Genomic DNA, 22,560 nt, shown 5'->3' on the forward strand with positions numbered 1-22,560 from the left:
ATCGCGGCGAACGCGGGAATATGCCTAGCCGCACCATGCTTGTACGCTGTACGAAAGTGCACCGCGACCAGGAGTGACGATGACGCGAGAACTCGCGACCGACGCGCCGTTCAGTCAGGTCATCGACCTGACCGAGCTCACCACCACCGATGCCGAAACCGGCCGCTACGCCGGTGTCATCGACCCCACCTGGACCATCGGCCCCAAGGTGCACGGCGGCACCATGGTGGCCGCCAGCGCCGCCGCGGCGACGCGATGGCTCACCGAGGCAGACGCCTCCTACGCCCGCATGGCGCCCATCGCGGCCAGCTCCGACTTCCTCGGCGCCCCCGATCCCGGCAAGGTCGAGTACGCGGTGCACATCCGCAAGAAGGGCCGCCAGATCTGCCTGGTCGACGCCGAGCTGATCCAGCACGACCGCACCCTGGTGCGCACCGCGTTCACCTTCGGTCACCTCGACGCCACCGCCACCCGCTGGAGCGGCCCCGACAGCGACATGCCCGCCGAACCCACCGACACCGCGCTCCGCTACACCCCGGACTCGCCGATGGGCAAGATCGTGCACGTCAGCCAGGGCGCGCATGTCCTGCTCGACCCCACCTGGGGCGAATTCCTGCGCGGTGAGACCGGTGATCCCCGGCTGCGACTGTGGATCCGCCCCTTCGACGGCGACGAAGCCGACCCCCTGGTCCGCGCAGCCTTCGCGATGATGGCCGCCGACATGAGCCCGCCGGTGCCGATGAACCTCGGGCACTTCGGCTGGTCGCCGACGGTCCAGATGACCACCTACCTGCGCCGTGTCCCGGCGCCCGGCTGGCTGCGCGTCATCGCCACCTCCCGCGAAGTCGGCGAGCGCATGTTCGACGAGGACCAACTGGTCCTCGACTCCACCGGTGCGGTGGTCGCTCAGAGCCGCCAACTGGCACTGATCCCCGCCAAGTAACAATCGCGGCCGCACCACCACTAACCTTGGCCGCATGACGAGAATTGCTGTTGTCGGTGGTGGGCGGATCGGTGAGGCGCTGGTCGCCGGATTGCTGGAAGCCGGTCGGGCGCCCAAGGATCTGGTCGTCGTCGAGACCCTCGCCCCACGGGCCGCCCAGCTCGCCGAGCGGTTCAAGGTGCGGGTCACCGGGTCGACCGCCGACGCCGTCGTGGGCGCCGACATCGTCGTCATCGCGGTGAAGCCGAACGTGGTCGACTCGGTACTCGCCGACCTGTCCAAGGCCGACCTCGACAGCGGCAGCGATCAGGTACTTGTCTCGCTGGCCGCGGGCATCACCACCGGTCACCTGGAGTCGAAGCTACCGGCCGGCTTCGCCGTGGTGCGGGTCATGTCCAACACCCCGATGCTGGTCGGTCAGGGCATGTCCGTGCAGGCGCCCGGCCGCTACGCCAAGCCCGAGCAGCTCGAAGTGGTCGGTGAGATGCTCGAGGCCGTCGGCAAGGTCGTCACGGTGCCGGAGACGCAGATGGACGCCGTCACCGCGGTCTCCGGGTCGGGTCCGGCGTACTTCTTCCTCGTCGTCGAGGCCATGATCGACGCCGGTGTGGGCCTCGGCCTCACCCGCGAGGTCGCCACCGAACTGGTCGTGCAGACCATGATCGGCTCGGCCGCGCTCATCGACGAGAGCGGGCAGAACGCCGTCGATCTGCGCGCGGCGGTCACCTCGCCCGGCGGCACGACGGCCGCGGCATTGCGCGAACTCGAACGCGGTGCGATTCGCTCCACTTTCATGGAGGCATTGCAGGCCGCCAAGCGTCGATCCGTGGAACAGGGCGCGTCCAGCGAATGACGCGCGGTCGCCCGGCGTGATAACCGATTTCTCACACCCGTCGCAGTAATCCCACTGGCACCGCTAAGCTCGTAGAAGCACGTGCGTGTCTGTTCCGCCGGTGGGGAAGCCGGCGGCGCGGACGTGCCGGAGGTCAATGGTGCCATGATGTCTGCGAACAGAATGTCCAGTAATTCACCGGCGTCCGGCGGTGGATCGGGGTCACCCGCTCCACGAGTCGGTGCCACTCCGCAACCGGTGATCGGCGGTGGCACACAGTTTCTCACCGTCGCCGAAGTCGCCGATCTCATGCGGGTGTCGAAGATGACGGTGTACCGGCTCGTGCACTCGGGTGAACTGCCCGCGGTGCGGGTCGGACGCTCGTTCCGGGTGCACGCGAAGGCGGTGCACGACTACCTGGAGACGTCGTACTTCGACGCCGGATGAGATAGCCCGGCCAGCTTGAAAGGGCGGTTTCGTCGCTGCTCTGGTGTCCCGGTAGCATGGACAATCGGTTCGTGTCCGCCTGCCGGTGGCACCGCTTCGTGGTGTCCGGTGCGCCCCGGCGGCGCGGGCACCAGACGACGCACGCGACACCGCGTGTGCATGCCGAGTAGAGAGAACGCGAGGAAACCCTATGGGTTCTGTGATCAAGAAGCGCCGCAAGCGTATGTCGAAGAAGAAGCACCGCAAGCTGCTTCGCCGCACACGTGTTCAGCGGCGCAAACTCGGCAAGTAAGCCTGCGTGCCCGCGAGAGCCCGTCACCTTTCGAGGTGACGGGCTCTCGCGATTACGGGTCGGCCTTGTTAAAAGCTGCCAGATCGTGTCGGCGGGTGGCGCGAATGCGGCTACTCTGGTACGCGGAAATCATGAGAAGCAGGGGGCTTTGAGTGGGGTCAGGTCCGGGTTCCGATACGCGGGAACGTCATGAACCGAAAGTCGTGCTGGTGACCGGTGCCAGCCGCTACTTCGGTAGCAAGATCGCGTCCCGGTTCGCCGCCGATCCCGGTGTCGAACGGGTCATCGCGGTGGACACCATGCCGCCCGGTCGCGAGGTGCGCCGTCGCCTGGGCCGTACCGAATTCGTGCGCGCCGACATCAGGAATCCGCTGATCCGCAAGGTCGTCGAGAACAACAACGTCGATACGGTCGTCCACGCGGCCCTGCTCACCCGCCCACCGGCGCGCGGCGGTCGCGCGGTGATGAAAGACCTGAATGTGCTCGGGTCGATGCAGCTGCTCGCGGTGTGCCAGAAGGCGCAATCGGTTCGCAGTGTGGTGGTGCGTTCGTCGTCGGCCGTTTACGGCTGCAGCGCCAAGGATCCGGCGAAATTCACCGAGGAAATGGGTGCGCGCACGCCACCGGCCGGTTGGTTCGCCCGCGACATGATCGATATCGAGGCGCTCGTGCGCGCGATGGCGCGGCGCAGGCCCGATATGTCGGCGTCGATTCTGCGGCTCGCTCCCATCGTCGGTCCCCGGCTGGCCGACAGTGGCGTGCAATATCTGCGGTCGCCGATCACCCCGACCGTGCTCGGGCGCGAAGCCCGGATGCAGTTGCTGCACGAGGAGGACGCTGTGGCGGTACTCGTACACGCCGCCTCGCGTGCCCACGGTGGTACCGTCAATGTGGCCGGAGACGGTGCGCTGGCGATGTCGCAGGCCATCCGCCGGGCCGGGCGGATCGCCGCCCCGGTACCTCTCTTTGTTTTCCGCACCGTCGGCCGGAGCCTGATGGGCCCGGTCATGCGCGGTTTCAGCGGGGAACAACCCGACTACTTCTACTTCGGTTGCGGTCTCGACACCACCCGCATGCGAACCGAACTCGGATTCACCCCGCGCTGGACGACGGTCCAGGCATTCGACGACTTCATCGCGGGCGCAGCGTTGCGGCCCGTCTTCGATCCGGCATGGATCGACGCCGCGGAACACAAACTGCTCGGCCTCATCGGGGCCGGTTCAGGAGCGCACACATGAACGAAGGAGCGAAAGTCATTCGTCTCGACGTGAATGTCGAGACCCGACACCGGCCGTCGTCCCGGCGTAAACCGGAGGTTCCGGTTCAACCCACCCCCGTCACCGCCCTGAGCGATCATCGGCCGGGCATGCCGACGCGGCCGCCGAAGTCGCTGACGGAAACCCTGCGCGACGCACTCGGCAAGCAGATCGAGAGCACCGCGGAATTCGCGCGGCGCAGGCTCACCGGTGACTACCAGATCGACGAATTCGGCTACGACAAGCACCTGCTCGAATCGGTGATCCTGCCCGCCCTGCGGCCGCTGTCGGAATATTGGTTCCGGGTGGAGGTTTCCGGGATCGAGAACATTCCCGCCACCGGCGGCGCGCTGCTCGTCGCCAACCACGCGGGCACGGTTCCGCTCGACGGGCTCATGCTGCAGCTGGCCGTGCACGACAAGCATCCGGCCCGCCGCGCGCTGCGCCTGCTGGCCGCCGACCTGGTGTTCGAGCTGCCGGTCTTCGGTGCGCTCGCCCGCAAGGCCGGGCACACTCTCGCCTGCCATCCCGATGCCGAACGGCTGCTGCGCTCCGGGCACATCGCCGGGGTGTTCCCCGAGGGCTTCAAGGGTGTCGGCAAGAACTACGCCGACCGGTACAAGCTGCAGCGTTTCGGTCGCGGTGGATTCGTGTCGGCGGCGGTGCGCACCGGTGTGCCGATCATCCCGGTGTCGATCGTCGGCTCCGAGGAGATCTACCCGAAGCTGGCCGACATCAAGCCCCTCGCCCGGCTGCTCGGCCTGCCGTACTTCCCGGTGACCCCGTTGTTCCCGCACTTCGGTCTGCTCGGTGCCGTCCCCGTGCCGTCGAAGTGGTACATCGAGTTCGGTGAGCCGATCGCGACCACCGCCTTCGAACCGGAGGAAGCCGACGACCCGATGACGATGTTCGAGGTCACCGACCAGGTGCGCGAAACCATCCAGCAGACCCTGTACAAGCTGCTGGCCAAGCGCAGGAACCCGGTTCTCGGCTAGCTATTTCTCGCGGTGGCGGGCGACCGCCGCCGCGACCGCACCGCCCGCCGCGCCGAGCGCGAGCGCGGTCGGTACGCCGATCTTGGCGGCCTTGCGCCCGGTGCGGAAGTCGCGAATCTCCCAGCCCCGGTTCTTGGCCACTTCACGCAGATCCGAGTCGGGGTTGATTGCCACGGCCGTGCCGACCAGCGACAGCATGGGCACGTCGTTGTGGCTGTCGGAGTACGCGGTACACCGCTTGAGATTCAGGCCCTCACGAATCGCGAGGGTGCGCACGGCGTGGGCCTTGCCGAGGCCGTGCAGGATGTCGCCGACCAGGCGACCGGTGAACTTGCCGTCGACGCTCTCGGCGACGGTGCCGAGCGCACCGGTGAGGCCGAGCCGCTTGGCGATCACATTCGCCAGCTCCACCGGGGTCGCGGTCACCAGCCACACCTGCTGACCCGCGTCCAGATGCATCTGCGCGAGCGCACGGGTGCCCGGCCAGATCTTGTCGGCGATGATCTCGTCGTAGATCTCCTCACCGAGCATCGCCAGCTCGGCGGTGGGCCGACCGGCGATGAAGCTGAGCGCCTTCTCCCGGCCCGAGGCCATATCGGAGGAGTTCTCCTTGCCGGTGACCCGGAATTTCACCTGTTTCCAGGCGACGTCGACCAGATCGGACGTCTTGAAATACTTGCGGGCCGCCAGGCCACGCGCGAAATGCACGATCGAGGCGCCCTGCACGAGGGTGTTGTCGACATCGAAGAACGCGGCGGCGGTGAGGTCGCGCGGCACCTCGGGGCCGGCGTCGGTGCCCTGTTCGGCCAGTTCGGCATCGTGCAGGGTGAGGGCGGCATCGGCACTGGCCTCACCGGCCAGATTCGCGCGCAGCTCCTCCTCGCTCGGCCCGAACGGGCTGCGCGGCAGCCGCGCGAACTGTTCCTGCAGTTCCTGGCCGAGGCGGCTGGGCTGCCACCGCGCAGGGAACTCGCCGAATCGCCCTGCGACGAATCCGGCCCTAGTCACCTTCGAACGTTCCGGCACCAGTACCCTCCGCTAGTCGCGCGAACATGTCCACAGTAACCGGATTCGCCGACATGCCGTGGCGAGCCCGGGGATTAAATAAGAGCCATGACGAATCCCACACCAACCGTGACCCTGTTGACGCGCGCCGGTTGCGGAATGTGCAGCATCGCACTCGCCCAGTTGGAGACCATCTGTGGTGATTTCGGTCTCCCGGTACAGACCGTCGATGTCGACGAAGCGGCGGCAACCGACCCGGCATTGCGTGCCGAATACGGCGATCGGCTCCCCGTTGTGCTGTTGGACGGCCGTGAACACAGCTATTTCGACGTCGACGAGCCACGTTTGCGGGCCGATCTGAGCCGTTTCGCTGGTCGCGAGCGAAAATGAGGCCAAATTCACCGACTTTGTGAACGCCTGCACAAGCGGTTACGGTGGTGGCACGCAATCCGCACCGCCGCCTTCAGCAGCGGTGGTGATCGGGTTTGTACGCCCCCCATGGCACCGGTCGCTGCCTCGAGACGCAGCGGCCCACAACCGGTGAAGCAACGACAGGTACCGGACCGCGATCAGGCCCGGAACGAGGAGCCGACGACGTGACAGAGCAGCACGAGACGCCGACAGGCGCCTCCGGCAAGGCTCTCGCGCGGGATATCCCGCAGGCCACGGTGACTCGTCTTGCTACCTATCTCCGAGTTCTGGCCGGCATGGCCGACTCCGGTGTTGCCATCGTATCGAGTGAGGAACTGGCTGTCGCGGCGGGTGTCAATTCGGCGAAGCTGCGCAAGGATCTTTCCTTCCTCGGACCCAACGGTGTGCGGGGTGTCGGCTATGACGTAGCCAAGTTGCGCACCAGGATCGAGGATGTGCTCGGTCTGTCGCAGGGACATCGGGTGGTGCTGATCGGCGCGGGCAACCTCGGCCGCGCCCTGGTCGGCTATGGCGGTTTCGGGGTACGCGGCTTCACCGTGGTCGGCATCTTCGACAACGACCCGGCGGTGATCGGTCAGTCGTACGCCGGTCTCGTCGTGCGCGACGTCGAGCTGCTCGTCGCCCAGATTCCCGCTCTCGCCCCCACGATCGCGCTGCTCGCGGTCCCCGACGAAGCCGCGCAGGACGTGTGCGACCGGCTCGTCGACGCCGGGGTGCTCTCGATCCTGAGTTTCGCCCCGTGCGAGCTGCGCGCGCCCGCGCACGTGCAGATCCGCCGGGTGGATCTGGCGATGGAACTGCAGATGCTGTCATTCGACGCCGCCCGCAACGACGCGCCGCCGCTGCCCGAGATCGCCCACGCGAGCTCGGGCCGGGTCGCGCGGCGGGTGCCGCCGCAGAACCATCCCGCCCTCAATCACCCCGCGCCGGTCGAACCGGCGCGCGGCAGGCCGCCGCGTCGCACCGCGCCGCATTCGGCCAACCCGCATGCGGCAACGCCAGCCAAGCACCCAGGGATCGGTGATCACCCCATGAGCGAGCGTCAGCGAGCGAACCAACAGGCAGGCGCGCGTGCGCGCGTGACCGAACCGGGCGAGGTGCAGTCATGAGCATTCTGCTTGTCGGGATCTCCCATCGCAGTGCCCCCGTTTCGGTGCTGGAGAAGGTGGCTGTCAGCGAGGCCGACCGGCCCAAACTGGTCGACCGATTGCTCGAGTCGAGTCACGTGTCCGAGGCGATGATCGTCTCCACCTGCAACCGGGTGGAGGTGTACGCGGTGGTCGACGCCTTCCACGGCGGCCTCGACGTGGTGGGCGAATTGCTCACCGAACACTCGGGGATGGCCTTCGCCGATCTCACCAGGCATGCCTACGTGCGCTACAGCGAGGCCGCCGCCGAGCACCTGTTCGCGGTGGCCAGCGGGCTCGACTCGATGGTCGTCGGCGAGCAGCAGGTGCTCAGCCAGATCCGCAGCGCCTACGCCAGCGCCGACAACCAGCAGGCCGTCGGCCGCACCCTGCACGAGCTGGCCCAGCACGGGTTGCGCGTCGGCAAGCGGGTGCACGCCGAAACCGGGATCGACCGGGCCGGTGCCTCCGTGGTTTCGGTCGCGCTCGACCGGGCGCGCGGCGTGATCGGCGATCTCACCGGGCGCACCGCCGTGGTGCTCGGCGCGGGTGCCATGGGTGGCCTTGCCGTTGCGCATCTTTCGCGGGCGGGCATCGGCCGCATCGTGGTGGTGAACCGCACGCTCGATCGCGCGCAGCGGCTCGCGGAGACCGGGCGGACCATGCACGGTGTCGACGCCGTCGCGGTGGAGACGGGCGGGCTCATCGACGCCATGGCCGGCGCCGACGTCGTCATCACCTGTACCGGCGCGGTCGGGGCCGTGGTGACCCTGGCCGACACCCACCGGGCCCTCGCGGGCCGGGCGAACACCGGTGCGGCCGAACGACCGCTGGTGTTCTGCGACCTCGGCCTGCCCCGCGACGTGGAGCACGCTGTGGCCGGGCTGCCGGGTGTCGTCGTGATCGACATCGAGTCGCTGCAGCGCGATCCGGCCGCGGGTGCCGCGGCCGACGACACCGCCGCCGCCCGCGCGATCGTCGCCGACGAACTCACCAAATACCTTGCCGGGCAACGCATGGCCGAGGTCACCCCCACGGTGGCCGCGCTGCGTCAGCGTGCCGCCGAAGTGGTCGAGGCCGAGCTGCTCCGCCTCGACTCGCGGCTGCCCGACCTGGCCGATCCGGCTCGCGACGAGGTGGCGCGCACCGTGCGCCGCGTCGTCGACAAGCTGCTGCACGCGCCGACGGTGCGGGTGAAACAGCTGGCGTCCACGCCGGGCGGTGACAGCTACGCCGAGGCGCTGCGCGAGCTGTTCGAACTGAAACCCGGTGCGGTGCAAGCGGTTGCCGCGCCCATGGAGGTCGCCGCGGCCGAGTCCGCGCTGGCCGACGACTTCACCGCGGGACACCTCGGCGACGGGCAGTCGGCATGACCGCCCGCGCCGCAACACACAACCAGACGAAGCCCGGACGTGCGAAGAAGGGCACATCATGACCACGACAGTGCAGGAAGAGGACACCGTGACCGCAGGAAGCACTCGTGCGCCCTGGCGGATCGGCACGCGCGGCAGCCTGTTGGCGCTGACCCAGGCGGGCACCGTGCGCGACGCCCTGATCGCGGCGGGCCAGCCCGCCGAACTGGTCGTGATCAAAACTCCCGGCGACCTGTCGTCGGACCCGGTCCAGAAGATCGGCGTCGGCGTGTTCACCTCCGCACTACGTGACGAGCTCGCTCTCGGCGGTATCGATATCGCTGTGCACTCGTACAAGGATCTGCCGACCGCGCAGGACCCGCGTTTCACCATCGCTGCGATCCCGCCCCGCGAGGACCCGCGCGACGCGCTGGTCGCCCGCGACGGACTCGTCCTCGGTGAGCTGCCCGCGGGCGCGAAGGTCGGCACCTCCGCGCCGCGCCGTGCCGCCCAGTTGCGTGCGCTCGGACTCGGTCTCGACATCCTCCCGCTGCGCGGCAACATCGACTCCCGGCTGCGCAAGGTGAGCGAGGGCGAGCTCGACGCCATCGTCATCGCCCGCGCCGGCCTGTGCCGGATCGGGCGCACCGAGGCCATCACCGAATCTTTGGAGCCGGTGCAGATGCTGCCCGCTCCTTCCCAGGGCGCGCTCGCGGTGGAGTGCCGCAGCGACGACCCGCAGCTGATCGAAGTGCTGTCCGGTCTGGACGACGCGCCGACCCGATACGCGGTGGAAGCCGAACGGGCGCTGCTCGGCGAACTGGAGGCCGGTTGCACCGCGCCGATCGGCGCGCTCGCCGAGGTCGTCGAGTCGATCGACGAGGACGGCCGGATCTTCGAGGAACTGTCGCTGCGTGCCTGCGCCGCCGCGATCGACGGTTCCGATGTGTTGCGGGCTTCGATAGTCGGCGCGCCGGAGGATGCCGCCGAACTCGGGCGCACGCTGGCCCGCGAACTGCTCGACCTGGGTGCCCGCGCCCTGCTGAGCGTCGCCGATGAGCCCGCGCCCGCCACAGACTTCCCTAATTCCAGCCCGATGGAGAACAACCGATGAGCAGCCGAGCCACCAAGAAGCAACCCGGGCGGATCCTTTTCGTCGGATCCGGCCCCGGCGACCCGGCCCTGCTGACCGTGCGCGCCCGCGAGGTGCTCGAGCGGGCGACGCTGGCGTTCACCGATCCCGATGTGGACAAGGGTGTGCTCGCCCTCATCGGCGTGGCCGTGGAACCGGCCGAGGACGGTGAACGTCCGGTGGACGTGCGTCCGGCGCTCGGCGAACCCGCCGAGGTGGCCAAGACGCTGATCGCCGAGGCCCGCAACGGCCACGACGTGGTCCGCATCGTCACCGGCGACCCGCTGACGACCGATTCGGTGATCAACGAGGTCAACGCGGTCACCCGCTCGCACATGGTGTTCGAGGTGCTGCCCGGTCTGCCCAACGGTTCGGCGGTGCCGAGCTACGCCGGCATCGCGCTCGGCTCCGGACACACCGAGGCCGATGTGCGCGGGGAAGTGGACTGGGCCGCGCTGGCCGCCGCGCCCGGTCCGCTGGTGCTGCACGCCACTTCCGGCCACCTGGCCGAGACCGCGAGCGCGCTGGTGGAGCACGGGCTCGCGCCGCAGACCCCGGTGGCGGTGACCGTGCGCGGCACCACCCGTCAGCAGCGCACCATCGAGGCGACGCTCGCCTCGCTGAACAACGCCGCTTCCGAGCTGGTCGGCCCGCTGGTCGTCACGGTCGGTAAAGAGGTCGAGAAGCGCTCGAAGATGTCGTGGTGGGAGTCGCGGGCGCTGTACGGCTGGACCGTGCTCGTGCCGCGCACCAAGGATCAGGCCGGTGAGATGAGCGAACGGCTCGTCACCCACGGTGCCATTCCGATGGAGGTGCCGACCATCGCGGTCGAGCCGCCGCGCAGCCCCGCGCAGATGGAACGCGCGGTGAAGGGCCTGGTCGACGGCCGCTACCAGTGGGTGGTGTTCACCTCCACCAACGCGGTGCGCGCGGTGTGGGAGAAGTTCGCCGAGTTCGGTCTCGACGCGCGGGCGTTCTCTGGTGTGAAGATCGCCTGCGTGGGTGAGGCGACCGCCGAGAAGGTGCGCTCCTTCGGCATCAACCCCGAACTGGTGCCGAGCGGTGAACAGTCCTCGGAGGGCCTGCTCGCCGACTTCCCGCCCTACGACGACGTGTTCGACCCGGTGAACCGGGTGCTGCTGCCCCGCGCCGACATCGCCACCGAGACCCTCGCCGAGGGCCTGCGCGAACGCGGCTGGGAGATCGACGACGTCACCGCCTACCGCACGGTGCGTGCGTCGCCGCCGCCCGCGGAGACCCGCGAGATGATCAAGACCGGCGGTTTCGACGCGGTGCTGTTCACTTCGTCCTCCACGGTCCGCAATCTCGTCGGTATCGCGGGTAAGCCGCACGCGCGGACCATCGTGGCCTGTATCGGCCCGAAGACCGCCGAGACGGCGATCGAGTTCGGTCTGCGCGTGGACGTGCAGCCCGAGACCGCGCAGGTCGGCCCCCTGGTTGAGGCGCTGGCCGAGCACGCGTCGCGCCTGCGCGCCGAGGGCTTGTTGCCGCCGCCGCGTAAGAAGAGCCGCCGCAGCAGCAGCCGCTAGCCGTCGTAGATACCCCGAAAGCCCGCCCGTCACGGCGGGCTTTCGGCGTATCAGGGTCATCGGCTGTAGCGCAGCAGCGTGCGCACGAGCCGGCAGGTGGCATCCGACGGCGCGCGCAGGTCGATCTTCTCGGCGGTGCGCCGGATCGTGTCGTTGGTCGCTTGATTCGGCAGGTACACACCGGAATCGAGCAGGGCGATGGTCAGCCGCATGGCCTTGAGCCTGCGGTTGTGCGCGATGTACCAGCGGCGCGGACGGCCGGCGGGCAGCCGCTTCTTCTCCAGCGGGACGTAGGGCTCGGTGATGAAGGTCTTTCGTTGTGCGGCAATGGCGTTCATCGGCGTCCTCCCTCGCGAACGGATCGCGCTGTGTGCTGCGCGATCCTCGAACACGCTTTCGATTGTATCGGGAGGCACCGACAAGTTTCGTCGCTCGCCGTCGGAAGTTGTTGCGCTCCTGAATGTTTGGAAGTCATCCACAGGGTTGCCGAGGGCTGTTGTGCCCGGTGGTGGTGTGCTGCCCGAGGCGATTCGGCGATAGCTGTCGGACCGCTGTGATCTAGTGGCGTCACGCGAACGGGAGGAGATGCGATGACGCTCGACCCGATAGACCAACGCCTCGGCGCCCATGTGGCGGCCGACGAGCTGCTCGGCTTGGCCTGGCTACTCGACGATTCGAACACCGTGGCCACCGGTGCGATCGGTCATCTGGATGCCGCTCGCACGGCACCGGTGCGTACCGACACGATCTTCCGGATCTCCTCGATGACCAAGCCGCTCACGGCCGTCGCGGCATCTATCCTGATCGAGGACGGCGTCATCGACCCCGCCGAACCGGTCGACCGCTTACTGCCCGAACTCGCCGATCGGCAAGTGCTCACCCATCCGGCTGCCGAGATCACCGACACGGTCGCGGCACGACGGCCCATCACGATCGACGACCTGCTCACCTTCCGGCTCGGGTGGGGCATGGATTTCACCGACTTCTCGCCGAAGCCGTTCACCGCGGCCTGTGCCGAGCTGGGCCTCGGCGCTGGTCCGCCGACCCCGGCCGAGATGCCGCCGCCGGACATCTGGCTCGCCCGGCTCGGCACCCTGCCGTTGCAGTTCCAGCCGGGGGAGCGCTGGCTGTACCACGTCGGCTCGGCGATCCTCGGCATCCTGATCGCCAGGGCGGCGGGCAAGCCCCTGTCGCAATTCCTGGCCGAACGGGTGCTCGATCCGCTCGGCATGTCCGACACCGGATTCAGCGTCGCGCCGGGCAAGCTCGACCGCTTCGGCCCGCATTTCGTCGAGGTCGACGGCGAGCGTGTGGTCTTCGATCCGGTCGACGGGCAATGGAGCAGCCCACCGGCGTTCGAGGGTGGTGGCGACGGACTGGTCTCCACGCTCGCCGATTACCACCGTTTCGCGCGGATGCTGACCGGCGGCGGTGAACTCGACGGCACACGGATCCTGTCCGAACGGTCCGTCGCGGCCATCACCACCAACCATCTGACGGCCGAGCAAATCGCTCGCGGCGGGCCCGAGCCGGACGGCAGCGCCGGCTGGGGCCACGGCGTGGGCGTGCAGCTGACCGACCGGCCCGACGGCCCGCGCGCAGGTGCCTACGGCTGGGCGGGTGGTCTCGGCTCGAGCTGGACCAACGACGGCCCGGTGACCGCGATCCTGCTCACCAACCAGATGTGGAATTCGGCCGGACCGCTACCGGTGTTCGCAACCTTCGAGCAGATTCTCGGCGAACGCAGCCGCCTGTCCGGCGGGGTATAGGCGCCGGTGCGGGCCGTATAGCGCAGGCGTATTCTGCGGGCTATGACCGCTTTCGACCGCCCGCGGCGGTTGCGCAGGACACCCGCATTGCGTCGGCTCGTCGCCGAAACCACGCTCGAGCCGCGCCACCTGGTGCTGCCGATGTTCGTGGCCGACGGGATCGATGAACCGCGCGCGATCAGCTCGATGCCCGGTGTGTACCAGCACTCGCTCGACTCGCTGCGCAAGGCCGCCGTCGAGGCGGTGACCGCCGGCGTGGGCGGTCTCATGCTCTTCGGTGTGCCGCTGCCCGAGGACAAGGACGCCACCGGCAGCCAGGCCAGCGACCCCGACGGCATCCTCAACCGCGGGTTGCGCGCGCTGGCCGAGGAGGTCGGTGACTCGACCGTCGTCATGGCCGACACCTGCCTCGACGAGTTCACCGATCACGGCCACTGCGGTGTGCTCGGGACCGACGGCGCCGTCGACAACGACGCCACCCTGCACCGCTACGTGGAGATGGCGCTGGCCCAAGCCGAGGCGGGCGCCGATCTGCTCGGTACCAGCGGCATGATGGACGGCCAGGTCGGCGCGATCCGGCGCGGCCTCGACGCCGTCGGCCGCACCGACACCGCGATCCTGGCCTATGCCGCCAAGTACGCCTCGGCGTTCTACGGCCCGTTCCGTGAGGCGGTCGGTTCGTCGCTCGAGGGCGACCGGCGCACCTACCAGCAGGACCCGGCCAACCGCCGTGAGTCGTTGCGCGAGCTCGATCTCGACCTGGCCGAGGGCGCCGACATCGTGATGGTGAAGCCCGCGATGTCCTACCTCGACATCCTGCGCGATGTGGCCGACCGTTCGACCGTCCCGGTCGCGGCCTACCAGATCTCGGGCGAGTACGCGATGATCACCGCCGCCGCCGAGCACGGCTGGATCGACCGCCGTGGCGCCGTGCTGGAATCGCTGGTCGGCATCCGGCGGGCGGGCGCGGACATCGTGCTCACCTACTGGGCGACCGAGGCCGCACACTGGCTGTCGTGATCGTTCCACCGAACAAACCGGAAACCCGTCCGATGCCCGAGGACGTGGGCACCGCCAAGCAACTGTGGTTCGCCGTCGCGGGCCTCGGCGTGGTGTACACGGGCGCGAGCGTTGTCGCCATGACCGGGCAGCGCGACGAGCTCAGCAAGCAGTTCCTCGACGAAATGCACAAGAGCGACCCGAACATCCCCGCCTCGACCGTCGATCTGATGGTGACGGCCGCCTTCGTGCTCACCGCGATCGTCGGGGTGCTGCTGGCGGGTGTCACCGTCGCCATCGCCCATCAATTGGGGCGCGGTAAGAACTGGGCGCGCACAGTGCTGACGGTGGTCGCGGTGTGGCTCGGGATCGGGGCTGTGGCCACCATGTTCAGCTTCTCCGGCGACACCGGCGCGGCCGCGATGGTGAGCGGTGGCACGTCGATCGTGCAGGGCGTGCTGGCCGTCGGCGCGGCGTACCTGTGTTTCCGACCCGACTCGGTCGGGTACTTCCAGACGAACCGGAGATGAACAACAGGCCCCATTGGCCGCTGATGCGCCGCCGTGTATCGTGAGGATTGTCACACAGTGGCAGTAATGGTGCTGCCAGGGGAGCGGAGGCAACGATGCGCGTGGTGATCGAGCAACCCCACAGTCTGCGGCGCGATTGTTTGGTGATCGGGCTGCTCGTGCTGCTCGGGCTGACCACCATCGCCCTCGTGCTGCTGCCCAGCGTCGTCTGACCCGAGGCCCTGCGCTCACTCACGGCCCTGGCAGGATCGCACGCATGAAACGCTGGATCGTCGCGGTGTCGGTCGAACTCGGCCTGGCCGCCGTTTGCCTTGCCGGTGCCGTCGCCAGTTGGGGCAATGCCCGGCGCGGTACCGAATTCGTCGGCAGCGATGAGCATCCCGGTTTCGAGGCCGTGCGGTACGTGCCGCCGATGCTGGCGTTGTCGACCGGGCTCGTGATCCTCGCCGGGTTGTTCCTGATCGACGCGGTCGCGCGAATCCTTTCGGCCCGCGAACGACGTGTAGCGTTGCGCGCCGCGGGTCCGATGGTCTGAGGGAAGTCGAATTCCGATGTGCGCGTTGGGATTCGAACACCCGATGCCGGGTCCGTCGAGGCGGGCCCACCAGGAGGAAACTCGATGACCAAGTTCACCGCAGGGATATTCGCCGTCGGCGCCGCGTTCGCCACCATCGCGCTCGCCGCGCCCGCTCAGGCCGAGGCCGGTCTGCCGCTCACCCCGATGGTGGCGGACCCCGCCGCGGGCGGCTTCGCCCCGGAGACCGGTTCGAGCGGGATCTACAACGGCATCATGTGCCAGCTGCACACCATCTCGGCCGACGTGCCCTGCATGTACACCTAGTACCTCCCGCCGCCGACGTGCGCCGCGACCTGCTGTAGCCGGGCGCGGTAGCCGTCGGCATCGCGGCGTGTCGGGCGTGTCGCCGGTGGGTCGCTGCGGTCTGGGTCACTGTGCTCCACCCTGTCGTCCGGCGTGCCGAGGCGAGCTGAGACACTGGAATTCGTGAGTTCTTCTCCGCGCGCGACCACGGCCAGTTCGTCGCAGGTACCGATTTCCGCCCAGCTCTTCGAGCGGGCGGCCTCGGTGATCCCGGGTGGTGTCAATTCCCCGGTCCGTGCGTTCAATTCGGTCGGCGGCACGCCCCGGTTCATCTCCTCGGCCAGCGGCTACACCCTCGTCGACGCCGACGGCAACCAGTATGTCGACCTGGTGTGTTCGTGGGGTCCGATGATCCTCGGACACGCGCACCCCGCCGTCGTCGAGGCGGTGCAGCGGGCCGCCACCGGCGGACTGTCGTTCGGCGCGCCCACCGAGGCCGAGATCGAACTGGCCGAGGCCATCGCCGCGCGCGTGGAACCCGTGGAGCGGGTGCGCCTGGTCAACTCCGGCACCGAGGCGACCATGAGCGCGGTTCGGCTGGCGCGCGGCTTCACCGGGCGCTCCAAGATCATCAAGTTCTCCGGCTGCTACCACGGCCACGTCGATGCCTTGCTGGCCGACGCGGGCTCGGGCGTGGCGACGCTCGGCCTGCCGACCTCGCCGGGCGTCACCGGTGCTCAGGCCGCCGACACCATCGTGCTGCCCTACAACGACCTCCCCGCCGTCGCCGCCGCCTTCGAGGCGCATCCGGGCCAGATCGCCTGCGTCATCACCGAAGCCGCCGCGGGCAACATGGGTGCCGTCGCCCCGCTGCCCGGTTTCAACGAGGGCCTGCGCACGCTGGCACACGACAACGGCGCTCTGCTCATCATGGACGAGGTCATGACCGGCTTCCGGGTGAGCGCCTCGGGCTGGTACGGCCGCGAAGGCGTGGCCGGTGACCTCTACACCTTCGGCAAGGTGATGAGCGGTGGTCTGCCCGCCGCCGCCTTCGGTGGTCGCGCCGAGATCATGAACAACCTCGCCCCCCTCGGCCCGGTCTATCAGGCGGGCACGCTGTCGGGTAACCCGGTCGCCGTCGCGGCGGGCCTGGCGACGCTGCGCGCGGCCGACGACGAGGTGTACGCGGCGCTGGACCGCAACGCCGATCGGCTCGGCGGCCTCTTCGCGAAAGCGCTCGCCGAAGCCGGGGTGGAGCATCAGGTGCAGTTCGCAGGCAATATGGTGAGCGTGTTCTTCGCCGATCGCCCGGTCACCGACTATGCCGCCGCCAAGGCGAGTCAGACCTGGCGTTACCCCGCCTTCTTCCACGCCCTGCTCGACGCGGGCGTCTACGCGCCGCCGAGCGCGTTCGAGGCATGGTTCGTCTCCGCGGCGCTCGACGAGGACGCGTTCGACCGTATCGCCGCCGCTCTGCCCGCCGCCGCCCACGCGGCCGCGGCCGCCACCCCCGAAGGATCGCAAGCGTGAGCTCCGACCAGCCCGACGCACTCCCCACCCCCGTCGCCGACGAGGCGCCGAACCCGGCGCCCGCCGCCGCCCCGCCCGGTCTCGACCACGATCCGTCGAGCGTGGAAACCATCGTCCACGTGCTGCGCCACGGCGAGGTGCACAACCCCAACGGCATCCTCTACGGCCGCCTGCCCGGTTTCAGCCTGTCGGTGACCGGTCGTTCGCAGGCCGCCGCGGTGGCCCGATCGCTGGCCGATCACGACATCTCCCTGGTGATCGCGTCGCCGTTGCAGCGCGCCCAGGAGACCGCCGCCCCGATCGCGGCCGCCCACGACCTCATCGTGCGTACCGACGAGAACCTGATCGAAGCGGGCAACACCTTCGAGGGTCTTCGCGTGTCGGTCGGTGACGGCGCGCTGCGCAAGCCGAGGCACTGGTGGAAACTGCGCGACCCGTTCACCCCGTCGTGGGGCGAGCCGTACCTGCAGATCGCGCATCGCATGCTCGCCGCCGTGAACAAGGCGCGCGTCGAGGCAGCGGGCCACGAGGTGGTGCTGGTGTCGCATCAGCTGCCCGTGTGGACGCTGCGCCGTTTCCTGCAGGGTCAGCGCCTGTGGCACGACCCACGCAACCGCCAGTGCTCGCTCGCCTCGCTGACCTCGCTGGTCTACCACGGCGACACGCTGGTCGACATCGTCTACTCCGAGCCCGCCGGCGCGTCGGATCCGTCGGTCCACGGCGCATGACACGCTGCATCGCATCGGGTAACGCCCGTGGCCATCGGCTGCGGGCGCTGACCGCCGTCCTGTCCGCCCTGCTGGTCGTCGTGGCCGCCGCGGGTTGTTCGACCGGTACCGATGCGGTGGCCACCGGTGGCGGCACGTTCGAATTCGTGTCGCCCGGTGGTAAGACTGATATCAGATACGATCCGCCCGCCACGCGCGGCACGATCGGTACGCTCGCGGGGCCCGACCTGATGAACGAGGGAAAGACCGTGTCGGTCGATGATTTCCCCGGTCAGGTCGTGGTCGTGAATCTGTGGGGACAGTGGTGCGGCCCGTGTCGCGCCGAGTCGCCCGCGCTCGAGAAGGTGTACGCGGCGACCAAGGACAAGGGCGTCGCATTCCTGGGCATCAATGTGCGCGACCACCAGCGTGACAAAGCCCAGGACTTCGTAGTGGACAACAAGATCGAGTATCCGTCCATCTACGACCCGTCGATGCGAACCTTGCTCGCCCTCGGCGGAAATTTCCCAACCAGTGTTATCCCGACCACGTTGATCCTGGATCGTCAGCACCGGGTCGCCGCGGTCTTCCTTCGCTCGCTACTGGCCGAAGACCTGCAGCCCGTGGTCGAGCAACTCGCCCTCGAGGAGAAGCAGTGAGTCGTCGTCGTCCCGGAAATCTGACCGCGTGTCGCCCCCGCCAGGGTGCCCGCCGCACGGGAGCGGGGTGGACCGTCGATGATCGTTGGGCGGGCATCGCCACCGTCCCGCGCAGCGTCGCCGGTGCGGGCCTGTTCGAGTTCGGTCCGGTCGAACCGGCCGAGACCGAGCGCACCCTGTCGTTGCCCCGCGACGAGCAGCGTGACGAGGACACCTCCGAGTGATGGTTCTCGCCGCAGTCGGGGACTCGTTCCAGCAGACCGCGGCATCGGGACCGTTGCTGTTGGCGCTGGGTGCCTGTCTGCTCGCGGGCCTGGTGTCGTTCGCTTCACCGTGTGTCGTGCCGCTCGTGCCCGGCTACCTGTCGTATCTGGCCGGCCTGGTCGGTGCCGAGGCGCCGCCTGCCTCGACCGCCCAGGTCGCCACGCTCACCGAGCAGCGCCGTAGCGCGAAGCTGCGGGTCGCCGGTGCCGCCGGTCTGTTCGTCGCCGGGTTCACGGTGGTTTTCGTGCTGGCCACGGCCACCGTTTTCGGTGTGATCCAGACGCTCAACGTCAACCGCGAGCTGCTGCAGCGCATCGGTGGCGTGGTGACGATCCTGATGGGTCTGGTCTTCATCGGCCTGGTGCCCGCGCTGCAACGCGATACGCGGATGGAACCGCGCCGGTTCACCAGCATCGTCGGTGCGCCCCTGCTCGGTGGGGTGTTCGCGCTCGGCTGGACGCCGTGCCTCGGCCCGACGCTGTCGGGGGTGATGGCGGTGTCGGCCGGTACCGAGGGCACCACCGCCGCGCGCGGTGTGGTGCTGATCGTGGCGTACTGCCTCGGCCTCGGTTTGCCGTTCGTGGTGCTGGCCTTCGGGTCGGCGGGTGCGCTGCGCGGGGTGGGCTGGTTGCGGCGTAATTCGCGCACCATTCAGGTAATCGGGGGTGTTCTGCTCGTCGCCGTCGGCGTCGCGCTGGTCACGGGGGCATGGGATCAGTTCGTCGGCTGGGTGCGTGACGGGTTCGTCTCCGAGGTGACCCTGCCGATCTGATGACTGACACACTGACTCCCCCCGCTGCCTCCGCCCCGCCCCGCCAGTCGCTTCCCGGCCGCGCCTGGGCGCTGGTCCGCAACACCTGGCGTGGCCTGACCAGCATGCGAACGGCGCTGGTTCTGCTGTTCCTGCTCGCCCTGGCCGCCATTCCCGGCGCACTGCTGCCGCAACGCAGTCTCAACGCGCAGAAGGTCGACCAGTACATCGCCGACCGGCCGACGCTCGGCCCGTGGATGGACCGGTTCGAACTGTTCGACGTGTTCGGCAGTTTCTGGTTCACCGCCATCTACGTGCTGCTGTTCATCTCGCTGGTCGGCTGCATCCTGCCCCGCTGCTGGGACCACTACAAAGCGCTGCGCACCCCGCCCGTCGCCGCCCCGCGCAACCTCGGTCGGCTGCCGCATCATTTCGACGAGACCGTCGACCGTGATGTCGACGCCGTGATCGAACAGGCGCGCGAACAGTTGCGCGGCTGGCGCACCGAGGTCCGTCCGGGCAACCGCGACGGCGAGATGACGATCTCCGCCGAGAAGGGCTATCTGCGCGAATTCGGCAACCTCGTGTTCCATCTGTCGCTGGTGGGGCTGTTGGTCGCGATCGCGCTCGGCAAACTGTTCGGGTACGAGGGCAATGTCATCGTGATCGCCAACGGTGGTCCCGGTTTCTGCACGACCTCGCCCGCGGTGTTCGACTCGTTCCGGGCGGGCAATGTCAACGACGGCACCGGGATGACCCCGCTGTGTGTGAAGGTCAAGGACTTCAAGGCCGATTACCTGCCCACCGGTCAAGCCGAGATGTTCACCTCGAACATCGACTACCAGGCGGGCGAGGACCTGACCACCGACACGTGGCGCAGCACCGAGCTGCGGGTGAATCACCCGTTGCGCGTCGCCGGTGATCGCGTCTACCTGCAGGGTCACGGTTTCGCGCCGACGTTCACCGTCACCTTCCCGAACGGGCAGACCCGCACCGAGACCATCCAGTGGCGTCCCGACGACGCCCAGACCTTCCTGTCCAGCGGTGTGCTGCGCATCGACCCGCCCGGCGGCATGTACGCCACCGAGGAGGAACGCCGCCAGAACCAGATCGCCATCGAAGGTCTCTTCGCGCCGACCGCGATGTTCCACGGCAGTCTGCTCACGTCGTCGTTCCCGAAGATGGACGATCCGGCCGTCGCGGTCGACATCTACCGGGGCAACACCGGTCTGGACACCGGCCGTTCGCAGTCGCTGTTCGCACTGGACACCGAGATGGTGAAGCAGGGGCGGCTCACCAAGGAAGCGCGCGTCAACCTGCGTCCCGGCGAGTCGACCACCCTGCCCAACGGCACCAAGGTGACCTTCGACGGTGCCGAGGAATTCGTGAACCTGCAGGTCTCGCACGACCCGGCCCAGCAGTGGGTGCTGGTGAGCGCGCTGACCATGATGGCCGGTCTGCTGGTTTCGCTGCTGGTGAAACGACGCCGGATCTGGATCCGGGCGTACCCCGCCGACACCGGGGCAGGTACCGTGGATCAACGACGAACCGTAGTAGAGATGGGCGGCCTCGCCAGAAGCGATCAAGCGGGCTGGGGCGGCGAATTCGATCGACTGCGGGCACGGTTGCTGGGAGCGGAGAAGTGATGCGGACGAGCGCACGCGACATCGAGGCGGAGTTCTGATGCCGATCGACGAAACGCTGGCACGCTACAGCGACTATTCGTTCATGTCGGCGATCGCCGTCTACACCCTGGCGACGGTGCTGCTGATCGTGCAGTACGCCTCGGCGCGCGCCAAGCAGGTCGCCGCGCGCGACCACGGCTCCGTCGATCCGTCCCTGCCCGGCCGGATCGCGATGCCCGAGGCGAAGTCGCGCGCCGAACGCTTCGGCGACATGGCGTTCTCCGTGCTCTCGGTGGGTGCGGTCCTGCACATCGCCTCGATCGTGCTTCGCGGCTTCGCCACCCACCGCTTCCCCCTGGGCAACATGTACGAGTTCACCACCATGGCCACCGCGGCCGCCGTGGTGATCGGCCTGATCTTCCTGCGCGATCAGCGTTTCCGCGCGATGTGGGCATTCCTGCTCGTGCCCGTGCTGATCCTGATGTTCCTCGCGGGCACCGTCCTCTACGCCGACGCGGCCCCCGTGGTCCCCGCCCTTCGCTCGTTCTGGCTGCCCATCCACGTCACCATCGTGAGCGTGGGCAGCGGCGTCTTCCTGGTCTCGGGCGTCGCCAGCCTCCTCTACCTCTACCGCATGCGCCAACCGGCAGGCGAAGAGTCCTCGAACATCTTCGGCACCATCGCCCGCCGCCTCCCCGACGCCCGCACCCTCGACCAGCTCGCCTACAAAACCACCATCATCGGCTTCCCCCTCTTCGGCGCAGGCGTCATCCTCGGCGCCATCTGGGCCGAAGCCGCCTGGGGCCGCTTCTGGGGCTGGGACCCGAAGGAAACCTGCTCCTTCATCGCCTGGGTCCTCTACGCCGCCTACCTCCACGCCCGCGCGACGTCGGGCTGGCGAGACACCAAGGCGGCGTGGATCAACATCGCCGGGTTCGTGGCGATGCTGTTCAACCTTTTCATCATCAACATGGTGATCTCGGGCCTGCACAGCTACGCGGGTCTGAACTAACCGCTTCTGCCAGTGCGTTCGGGTTGTGCTGAGCTCGCTTTGTGGGACTCGATTGCTGTGCTGAGGTCCTGGATAGCTGTGTCGTAGCGGATGCGGTCGAAGAGGAACGGGCCGAATGCGGTGTAGTCGCGAGTGGGGCGGTGGGGCTGTTCGAAGTGGTCCCAGACGACGAGGTCGCCGGTCAGGCTGATTCGGGTGAATAGCGGCCAACAGCCGACTTCCCCGCAACTGCACGCGAGAACGGGGGTCTTTCGAGGCTTGCGGGATCCGTGGAAATGCTCTGTCGCCGAGTCGAACCGGAAGAATTGGGGCGCGAGGCCACCGTACATGTCACCGGAAGGCTCCATACCGGCACCGATTTCGAAGGTGTCGACGAGATCGATCAGGGGGATGCTGTCGATGCGGGGCATGATTTGGTGGACGTCGGCACGGTCGAGGGATCCCGGCTGGTAATCGAAACTGATCTCGCTGGTCACGGCGTGACCGTATCCGGTGGTCGCCCATCCTGGAAGAGGATTACCGCGCGCCCGT

At 68.4% G+C, this 22,560-nt stretch carries 26 protein-coding genes; 23 read left to right on the forward strand and 3 right to left on the reverse strand.

Annotation, left to right across the window (positions count from 1 at the left end):
• The first annotated feature begins 79 nt into the window (after nucleotides 1–79).
• The 6 genes from LDL21_RS01405 (at nucleotide 80) to LDL21_RS01430 (ending at nucleotide 4,765) form a co-directional block, all read left to right on the forward strand.
• Nucleotides 80–943: a thioesterase family protein gene (locus LDL21_RS01405; RefSeq protein ID WP_225278500.1), complete on the forward strand. Its 864-nt coding sequence runs from the start codon at nucleotides 80–82 to the stop codon at nucleotides 941–943.
• A gap of 34 nt (nucleotides 944–977) precedes the next feature.
• Nucleotides 978–1,796, forward strand: a complete 819-nt coding sequence (gene proC / locus LDL21_RS01410; RefSeq protein ID WP_225278501.1) for a pyrroline-5-carboxylate reductase — start codon at nucleotides 978–980, stop codon at nucleotides 1,794–1,796.
• Nucleotides 1,797–1,958: 162 nt separating this feature from the next.
• Nucleotides 1,959–2,222, forward strand: a complete 264-nt coding sequence (locus LDL21_RS01415) for a helix-turn-helix domain-containing protein (protein WP_225278502.1) — start codon at nucleotides 1,959–1,961, stop codon at nucleotides 2,220–2,222.
• A 190-nt stretch (nucleotides 2,223–2,412) separates the two neighbouring features.
• Nucleotides 2,413–2,514, forward strand: coding sequence for a 30S ribosomal protein bS22 (locus tag LDL21_RS01420; RefSeq protein ID WP_003402602.1), 102 nt, complete (start codon nucleotides 2,413–2,415; stop codon nucleotides 2,512–2,514).
• 203 nt (nucleotides 2,515–2,717) lie between these two features.
• Nucleotides 2,718–3,752 carry an NAD-dependent epimerase/dehydratase family protein gene (locus LDL21_RS01425; RefSeq protein ID WP_225279202.1) on the forward strand — a complete coding sequence of 345 codons (1,035 nt, stop codon included), beginning with the start codon at nucleotides 2,718–2,720 and terminating at the stop codon, nucleotides 3,750–3,752.
• On the forward strand, nucleotides 3,749–4,765 hold the full coding sequence (locus tag LDL21_RS01430; RefSeq protein WP_225278503.1) for a lysophospholipid acyltransferase family protein: 1,017 nt from the start codon (nucleotides 3,749–3,751) through the stop codon (nucleotides 4,763–4,765). The genes LDL21_RS01425 and LDL21_RS01430 overlap by 4 nt, the downstream gene beginning before the upstream one ends.
• Here LDL21_RS01430 and LDL21_RS01435 read toward each other — a convergent pair whose 3' ends face one another.
• The gene (locus LDL21_RS01435) at nucleotides 4,766–5,791 is read right to left on the reverse strand and encodes an HAD family hydrolase (protein WP_372462125.1); all 1,026 of its coding nucleotides are present in this window, start codon (nucleotides 5,789–5,791) and stop codon (nucleotides 4,766–4,768) included. It lies immediately after the preceding gene.
• Between the two features lie 87 nt (nucleotides 5,792–5,878).
• Here LDL21_RS01435 and LDL21_RS01440 point away from each other — a divergent pair, with 87 nt between their 5' ends.
• The 5 genes from LDL21_RS01440 (at nucleotide 5,879) to LDL21_RS01460 (ending at nucleotide 11,363) form a co-directional block, all read left to right on the forward strand.
• On the forward strand, nucleotides 5,879–6,160 hold the full coding sequence (locus LDL21_RS01440; protein WP_225278504.1) for a glutaredoxin family protein: 282 nt from the start codon (nucleotides 5,879–5,881) through the stop codon (nucleotides 6,158–6,160).
• 206 nt (nucleotides 6,161–6,366) lie between these two features.
• On the forward strand, nucleotides 6,367–7,311 hold the full coding sequence (locus tag LDL21_RS01445; protein WP_225278505.1) for a redox-sensing transcriptional repressor Rex: 945 nt from the start codon (nucleotides 6,367–6,369) through the stop codon (nucleotides 7,309–7,311).
• A complete protein-coding gene (locus LDL21_RS01450; RefSeq protein ID WP_225278506.1) occupies nucleotides 7,308–8,702 on the forward strand; it encodes a glutamyl-tRNA reductase in 1,395 nt (464 codons plus the stop codon). Before LDL21_RS01445 ends, LDL21_RS01450 begins: the two co-directional genes overlap by 4 nt.
• A 58-nt stretch (nucleotides 8,703–8,760) precedes the next feature.
• The gene (hemC, locus tag LDL21_RS01455) at nucleotides 8,761–9,795 is read left to right on the forward strand and encodes a hydroxymethylbilane synthase (RefSeq protein WP_067484929.1); all 1,035 of its coding nucleotides are present in this window, start codon (nucleotides 8,761–8,763) and stop codon (nucleotides 9,793–9,795) included.
• Entirely contained in the window at nucleotides 9,792–11,363 is a 1,572-nt protein-coding gene (locus LDL21_RS01460) for a bifunctional uroporphyrinogen-III C-methyltransferase/uroporphyrinogen-III synthase (protein ID WP_225278507.1), read from the forward strand. Before hemC ends, LDL21_RS01460 begins: the two co-directional genes overlap by 4 nt.
• 56 nt (nucleotides 11,364–11,419) lie before the next feature.
• Here the strand turns inward: LDL21_RS01460 and LDL21_RS01465 are convergent, their stop codons facing one another.
• Nucleotides 11,420–11,701, reverse strand: a complete 282-nt coding sequence (locus LDL21_RS01465; protein WP_067485858.1) for a hypothetical protein — start codon at nucleotides 11,699–11,701, stop codon at nucleotides 11,420–11,422.
• Between the two features lie 252 nt (nucleotides 11,702–11,953).
• Between LDL21_RS01465 and LDL21_RS01470 the strand changes: the two genes are divergently transcribed.
• From LDL21_RS01470 to ccsB, 12 genes are all read left to right on the forward strand, one after another.
• On the forward strand, nucleotides 11,954–13,132 hold the full coding sequence (locus LDL21_RS01470) for a serine hydrolase domain-containing protein (RefSeq protein ID WP_225278508.1): 1,179 nt from the start codon (nucleotides 11,954–11,956) through the stop codon (nucleotides 13,130–13,132).
• A gap of 42 nt (nucleotides 13,133–13,174) precedes the next feature.
• A complete protein-coding gene (gene hemB, locus LDL21_RS01475; RefSeq protein ID WP_225278509.1) occupies nucleotides 13,175–14,152 on the forward strand; it encodes a porphobilinogen synthase in 978 nt (325 codons plus the stop codon).
• Nucleotides 14,149–14,661: a hypothetical protein gene (locus tag LDL21_RS01480; RefSeq protein WP_225278510.1), complete on the forward strand. Its 513-nt coding sequence runs from the start codon at nucleotides 14,149–14,151 to the stop codon at nucleotides 14,659–14,661. The genes hemB and LDL21_RS01480 overlap by 4 nt, the downstream gene beginning before the upstream one ends.
• Nucleotides 14,662–14,917: 256 nt before the next feature.
• Nucleotides 14,918–15,196, forward strand: coding sequence for a hypothetical protein (locus LDL21_RS01485; protein WP_225278511.1), 279 nt, complete (start codon nucleotides 14,918–14,920; stop codon nucleotides 15,194–15,196).
• An 84-nt stretch (nucleotides 15,197–15,280) separates the two neighbouring features.
• A complete protein-coding gene (locus tag LDL21_RS01490) occupies nucleotides 15,281–15,502 on the forward strand; it encodes a hypothetical protein (RefSeq protein WP_225278512.1) in 222 nt (73 codons plus the stop codon).
• Nucleotides 15,503–15,664: 162 nt separating this feature from the next.
• Nucleotides 15,665–17,011 carry a glutamate-1-semialdehyde 2,1-aminomutase gene (gene hemL / locus LDL21_RS01495; RefSeq protein WP_225278513.1) on the forward strand — a complete coding sequence of 449 codons (1,347 nt, stop codon included), beginning with the start codon at nucleotides 15,665–15,667 and terminating at the stop codon, nucleotides 17,009–17,011.
• Entirely contained in the window at nucleotides 17,008–17,739 is a 732-nt protein-coding gene (locus tag LDL21_RS01500; protein ID WP_372462126.1) for a histidine phosphatase family protein, read from the forward strand. The genes hemL and LDL21_RS01500 overlap by 4 nt, the downstream gene beginning before the upstream one ends.
• Nucleotides 17,736–18,377 (forward strand): TlpA disulfide reductase family protein, encoded by a 642-nt coding sequence (locus LDL21_RS01505; protein WP_225278514.1) that lies wholly within the window; start codon nucleotides 17,736–17,738, stop codon nucleotides 18,375–18,377. Before LDL21_RS01500 ends, LDL21_RS01505 begins: the two co-directional genes overlap by 4 nt.
• On the forward strand, nucleotides 18,374–18,601 hold the full coding sequence (locus LDL21_RS01510; RefSeq protein ID WP_225278515.1) for a hypothetical protein: 228 nt from the start codon (nucleotides 18,374–18,376) through the stop codon (nucleotides 18,599–18,601). The genes LDL21_RS01505 and LDL21_RS01510 overlap by 4 nt, the downstream gene beginning before the upstream one ends.
• Complete coding sequence (locus tag LDL21_RS01515; RefSeq protein WP_225278516.1) at nucleotides 18,601–19,413, forward strand: cytochrome c biogenesis CcdA family protein; 813 nt, start codon at nucleotides 18,601–18,603, stop codon at nucleotides 19,411–19,413. The genes LDL21_RS01510 and LDL21_RS01515 overlap by 1 nt, the downstream gene beginning before the upstream one ends.
• Nucleotides 19,413–21,038, forward strand: coding sequence for a cytochrome c biogenesis protein ResB (resB, locus tag LDL21_RS01520; protein WP_225278517.1), 1,626 nt, complete (start codon nucleotides 19,413–19,415; stop codon nucleotides 21,036–21,038). The genes LDL21_RS01515 and resB overlap by 1 nt, the downstream gene beginning before the upstream one ends.
• A gap of 37 nt (nucleotides 21,039–21,075) precedes the next feature.
• On the forward strand, nucleotides 21,076–22,029 hold the full coding sequence (gene ccsB / locus LDL21_RS01525) for a c-type cytochrome biogenesis protein CcsB (protein WP_225278518.1): 954 nt from the start codon (nucleotides 21,076–21,078) through the stop codon (nucleotides 22,027–22,029).
• On the opposite strand, the gene LDL21_RS01530 is transcribed toward ccsB, so the two are convergent.
• On the reverse strand, nucleotides 22,026–22,505 hold the full coding sequence (locus LDL21_RS01530; RefSeq protein ID WP_225278519.1) for a hypothetical protein: 480 nt from the start codon (nucleotides 22,503–22,505) through the stop codon (nucleotides 22,026–22,028). The genes ccsB and LDL21_RS01530 overlap by 4 nt on opposite strands.
• Nucleotides 22,506–22,560: the final 55 nt, after the last annotated feature.

This window comes from Nocardia rosealba, from assembly GCF_020216065.1.
Lineage (GTDB): Bacteria > Actinomycetota > Actinomycetes > Mycobacteriales > Mycobacteriaceae > Nocardia > Nocardia rosealba.

Excerpts from the sequence above, each read along its gene's own strand:
- LDL21_RS01485 (WP_225278511.1), top strand. The coding sequence starts at position 14,918 with ATGAAACGCTGGATCGTCGCGGTGTCGGTCGAACTCGGCCTGGCCGCC.
- LDL21_RS01440 (WP_225278504.1), top strand. The coding sequence starts at position 5,879 with ATGACGAATCCCACACCAACCGTGACCCTGTTGACGCGCGCCGGTTGC.
- resB (WP_225278517.1), top strand. The coding sequence starts at position 19,413 with ATGACTGACACACTGACTCCCCCCGCTGCCTCCGCCCCGCCCCGCCAG.
- LDL21_RS01460 (WP_225278507.1), top strand. The coding sequence starts at position 9,792 with ATGAGCAGCCGAGCCACCAAGAAGCAACCCGGGCGGATCCTTTTCGTC.
- LDL21_RS01515 (WP_225278516.1), top strand. The coding sequence starts at position 18,601 with ATGGTTCTCGCCGCAGTCGGGGACTCGTTCCAGCAGACCGCGGCATCG.
- LDL21_RS01470 (WP_225278508.1), top strand. The coding sequence starts at position 11,954 with ATGACGCTCGACCCGATAGACCAACGCCTCGGCGCCCATGTGGCGGCC.
- LDL21_RS01420 (WP_003402602.1), top strand. The coding sequence starts at position 2,413 with ATGGGTTCTGTGATCAAGAAGCGCCGCAAGCGTATGTCGAAGAAGAAG.
- proC (WP_225278501.1), top strand. The coding sequence starts at position 978 with ATGACGAGAATTGCTGTTGTCGGTGGTGGGCGGATCGGTGAGGCGCTG.
- LDL21_RS01450 (WP_225278506.1), top strand. The coding sequence starts at position 7,308 with ATGAGCATTCTGCTTGTCGGGATCTCCCATCGCAGTGCCCCCGTTTCG.
- hemC (WP_067484929.1), top strand. The coding sequence starts at position 8,761 with ATGACCACGACAGTGCAGGAAGAGGACACCGTGACCGCAGGAAGCACT.
- LDL21_RS01430 (WP_225278503.1), top strand. The coding sequence starts at position 3,749 with ATGAACGAAGGAGCGAAAGTCATTCGTCTCGACGTGAATGTCGAGACC.
- LDL21_RS01505 (WP_225278514.1), top strand. The coding sequence starts at position 17,736 with ATGACACGCTGCATCGCATCGGGTAACGCCCGTGGCCATCGGCTGCGG.
- LDL21_RS01465 (WP_067485858.1), bottom strand. The coding sequence starts at position 11,701 with ATGAACGCCATTGCCGCACAACGAAAGACCTTCATCACCGAGCCCTAC.
- LDL21_RS01415 (WP_225278502.1), top strand. The coding sequence starts at position 1,959 with ATGTCCAGTAATTCACCGGCGTCCGGCGGTGGATCGGGGTCACCCGCT.
- LDL21_RS01490 (WP_225278512.1), top strand. The coding sequence starts at position 15,281 with ATGACCAAGTTCACCGCAGGGATATTCGCCGTCGGCGCCGCGTTCGCC.
- LDL21_RS01405 (WP_225278500.1), top strand. The coding sequence starts at position 80 with ATGACGCGAGAACTCGCGACCGACGCGCCGTTCAGTCAGGTCATCGAC.
- ccsB (WP_225278518.1), top strand. The coding sequence starts at position 21,076 with ATGCCGATCGACGAAACGCTGGCACGCTACAGCGACTATTCGTTCATG.
- hemB (WP_225278509.1), top strand. The coding sequence starts at position 13,175 with ATGACCGCTTTCGACCGCCCGCGGCGGTTGCGCAGGACACCCGCATTG.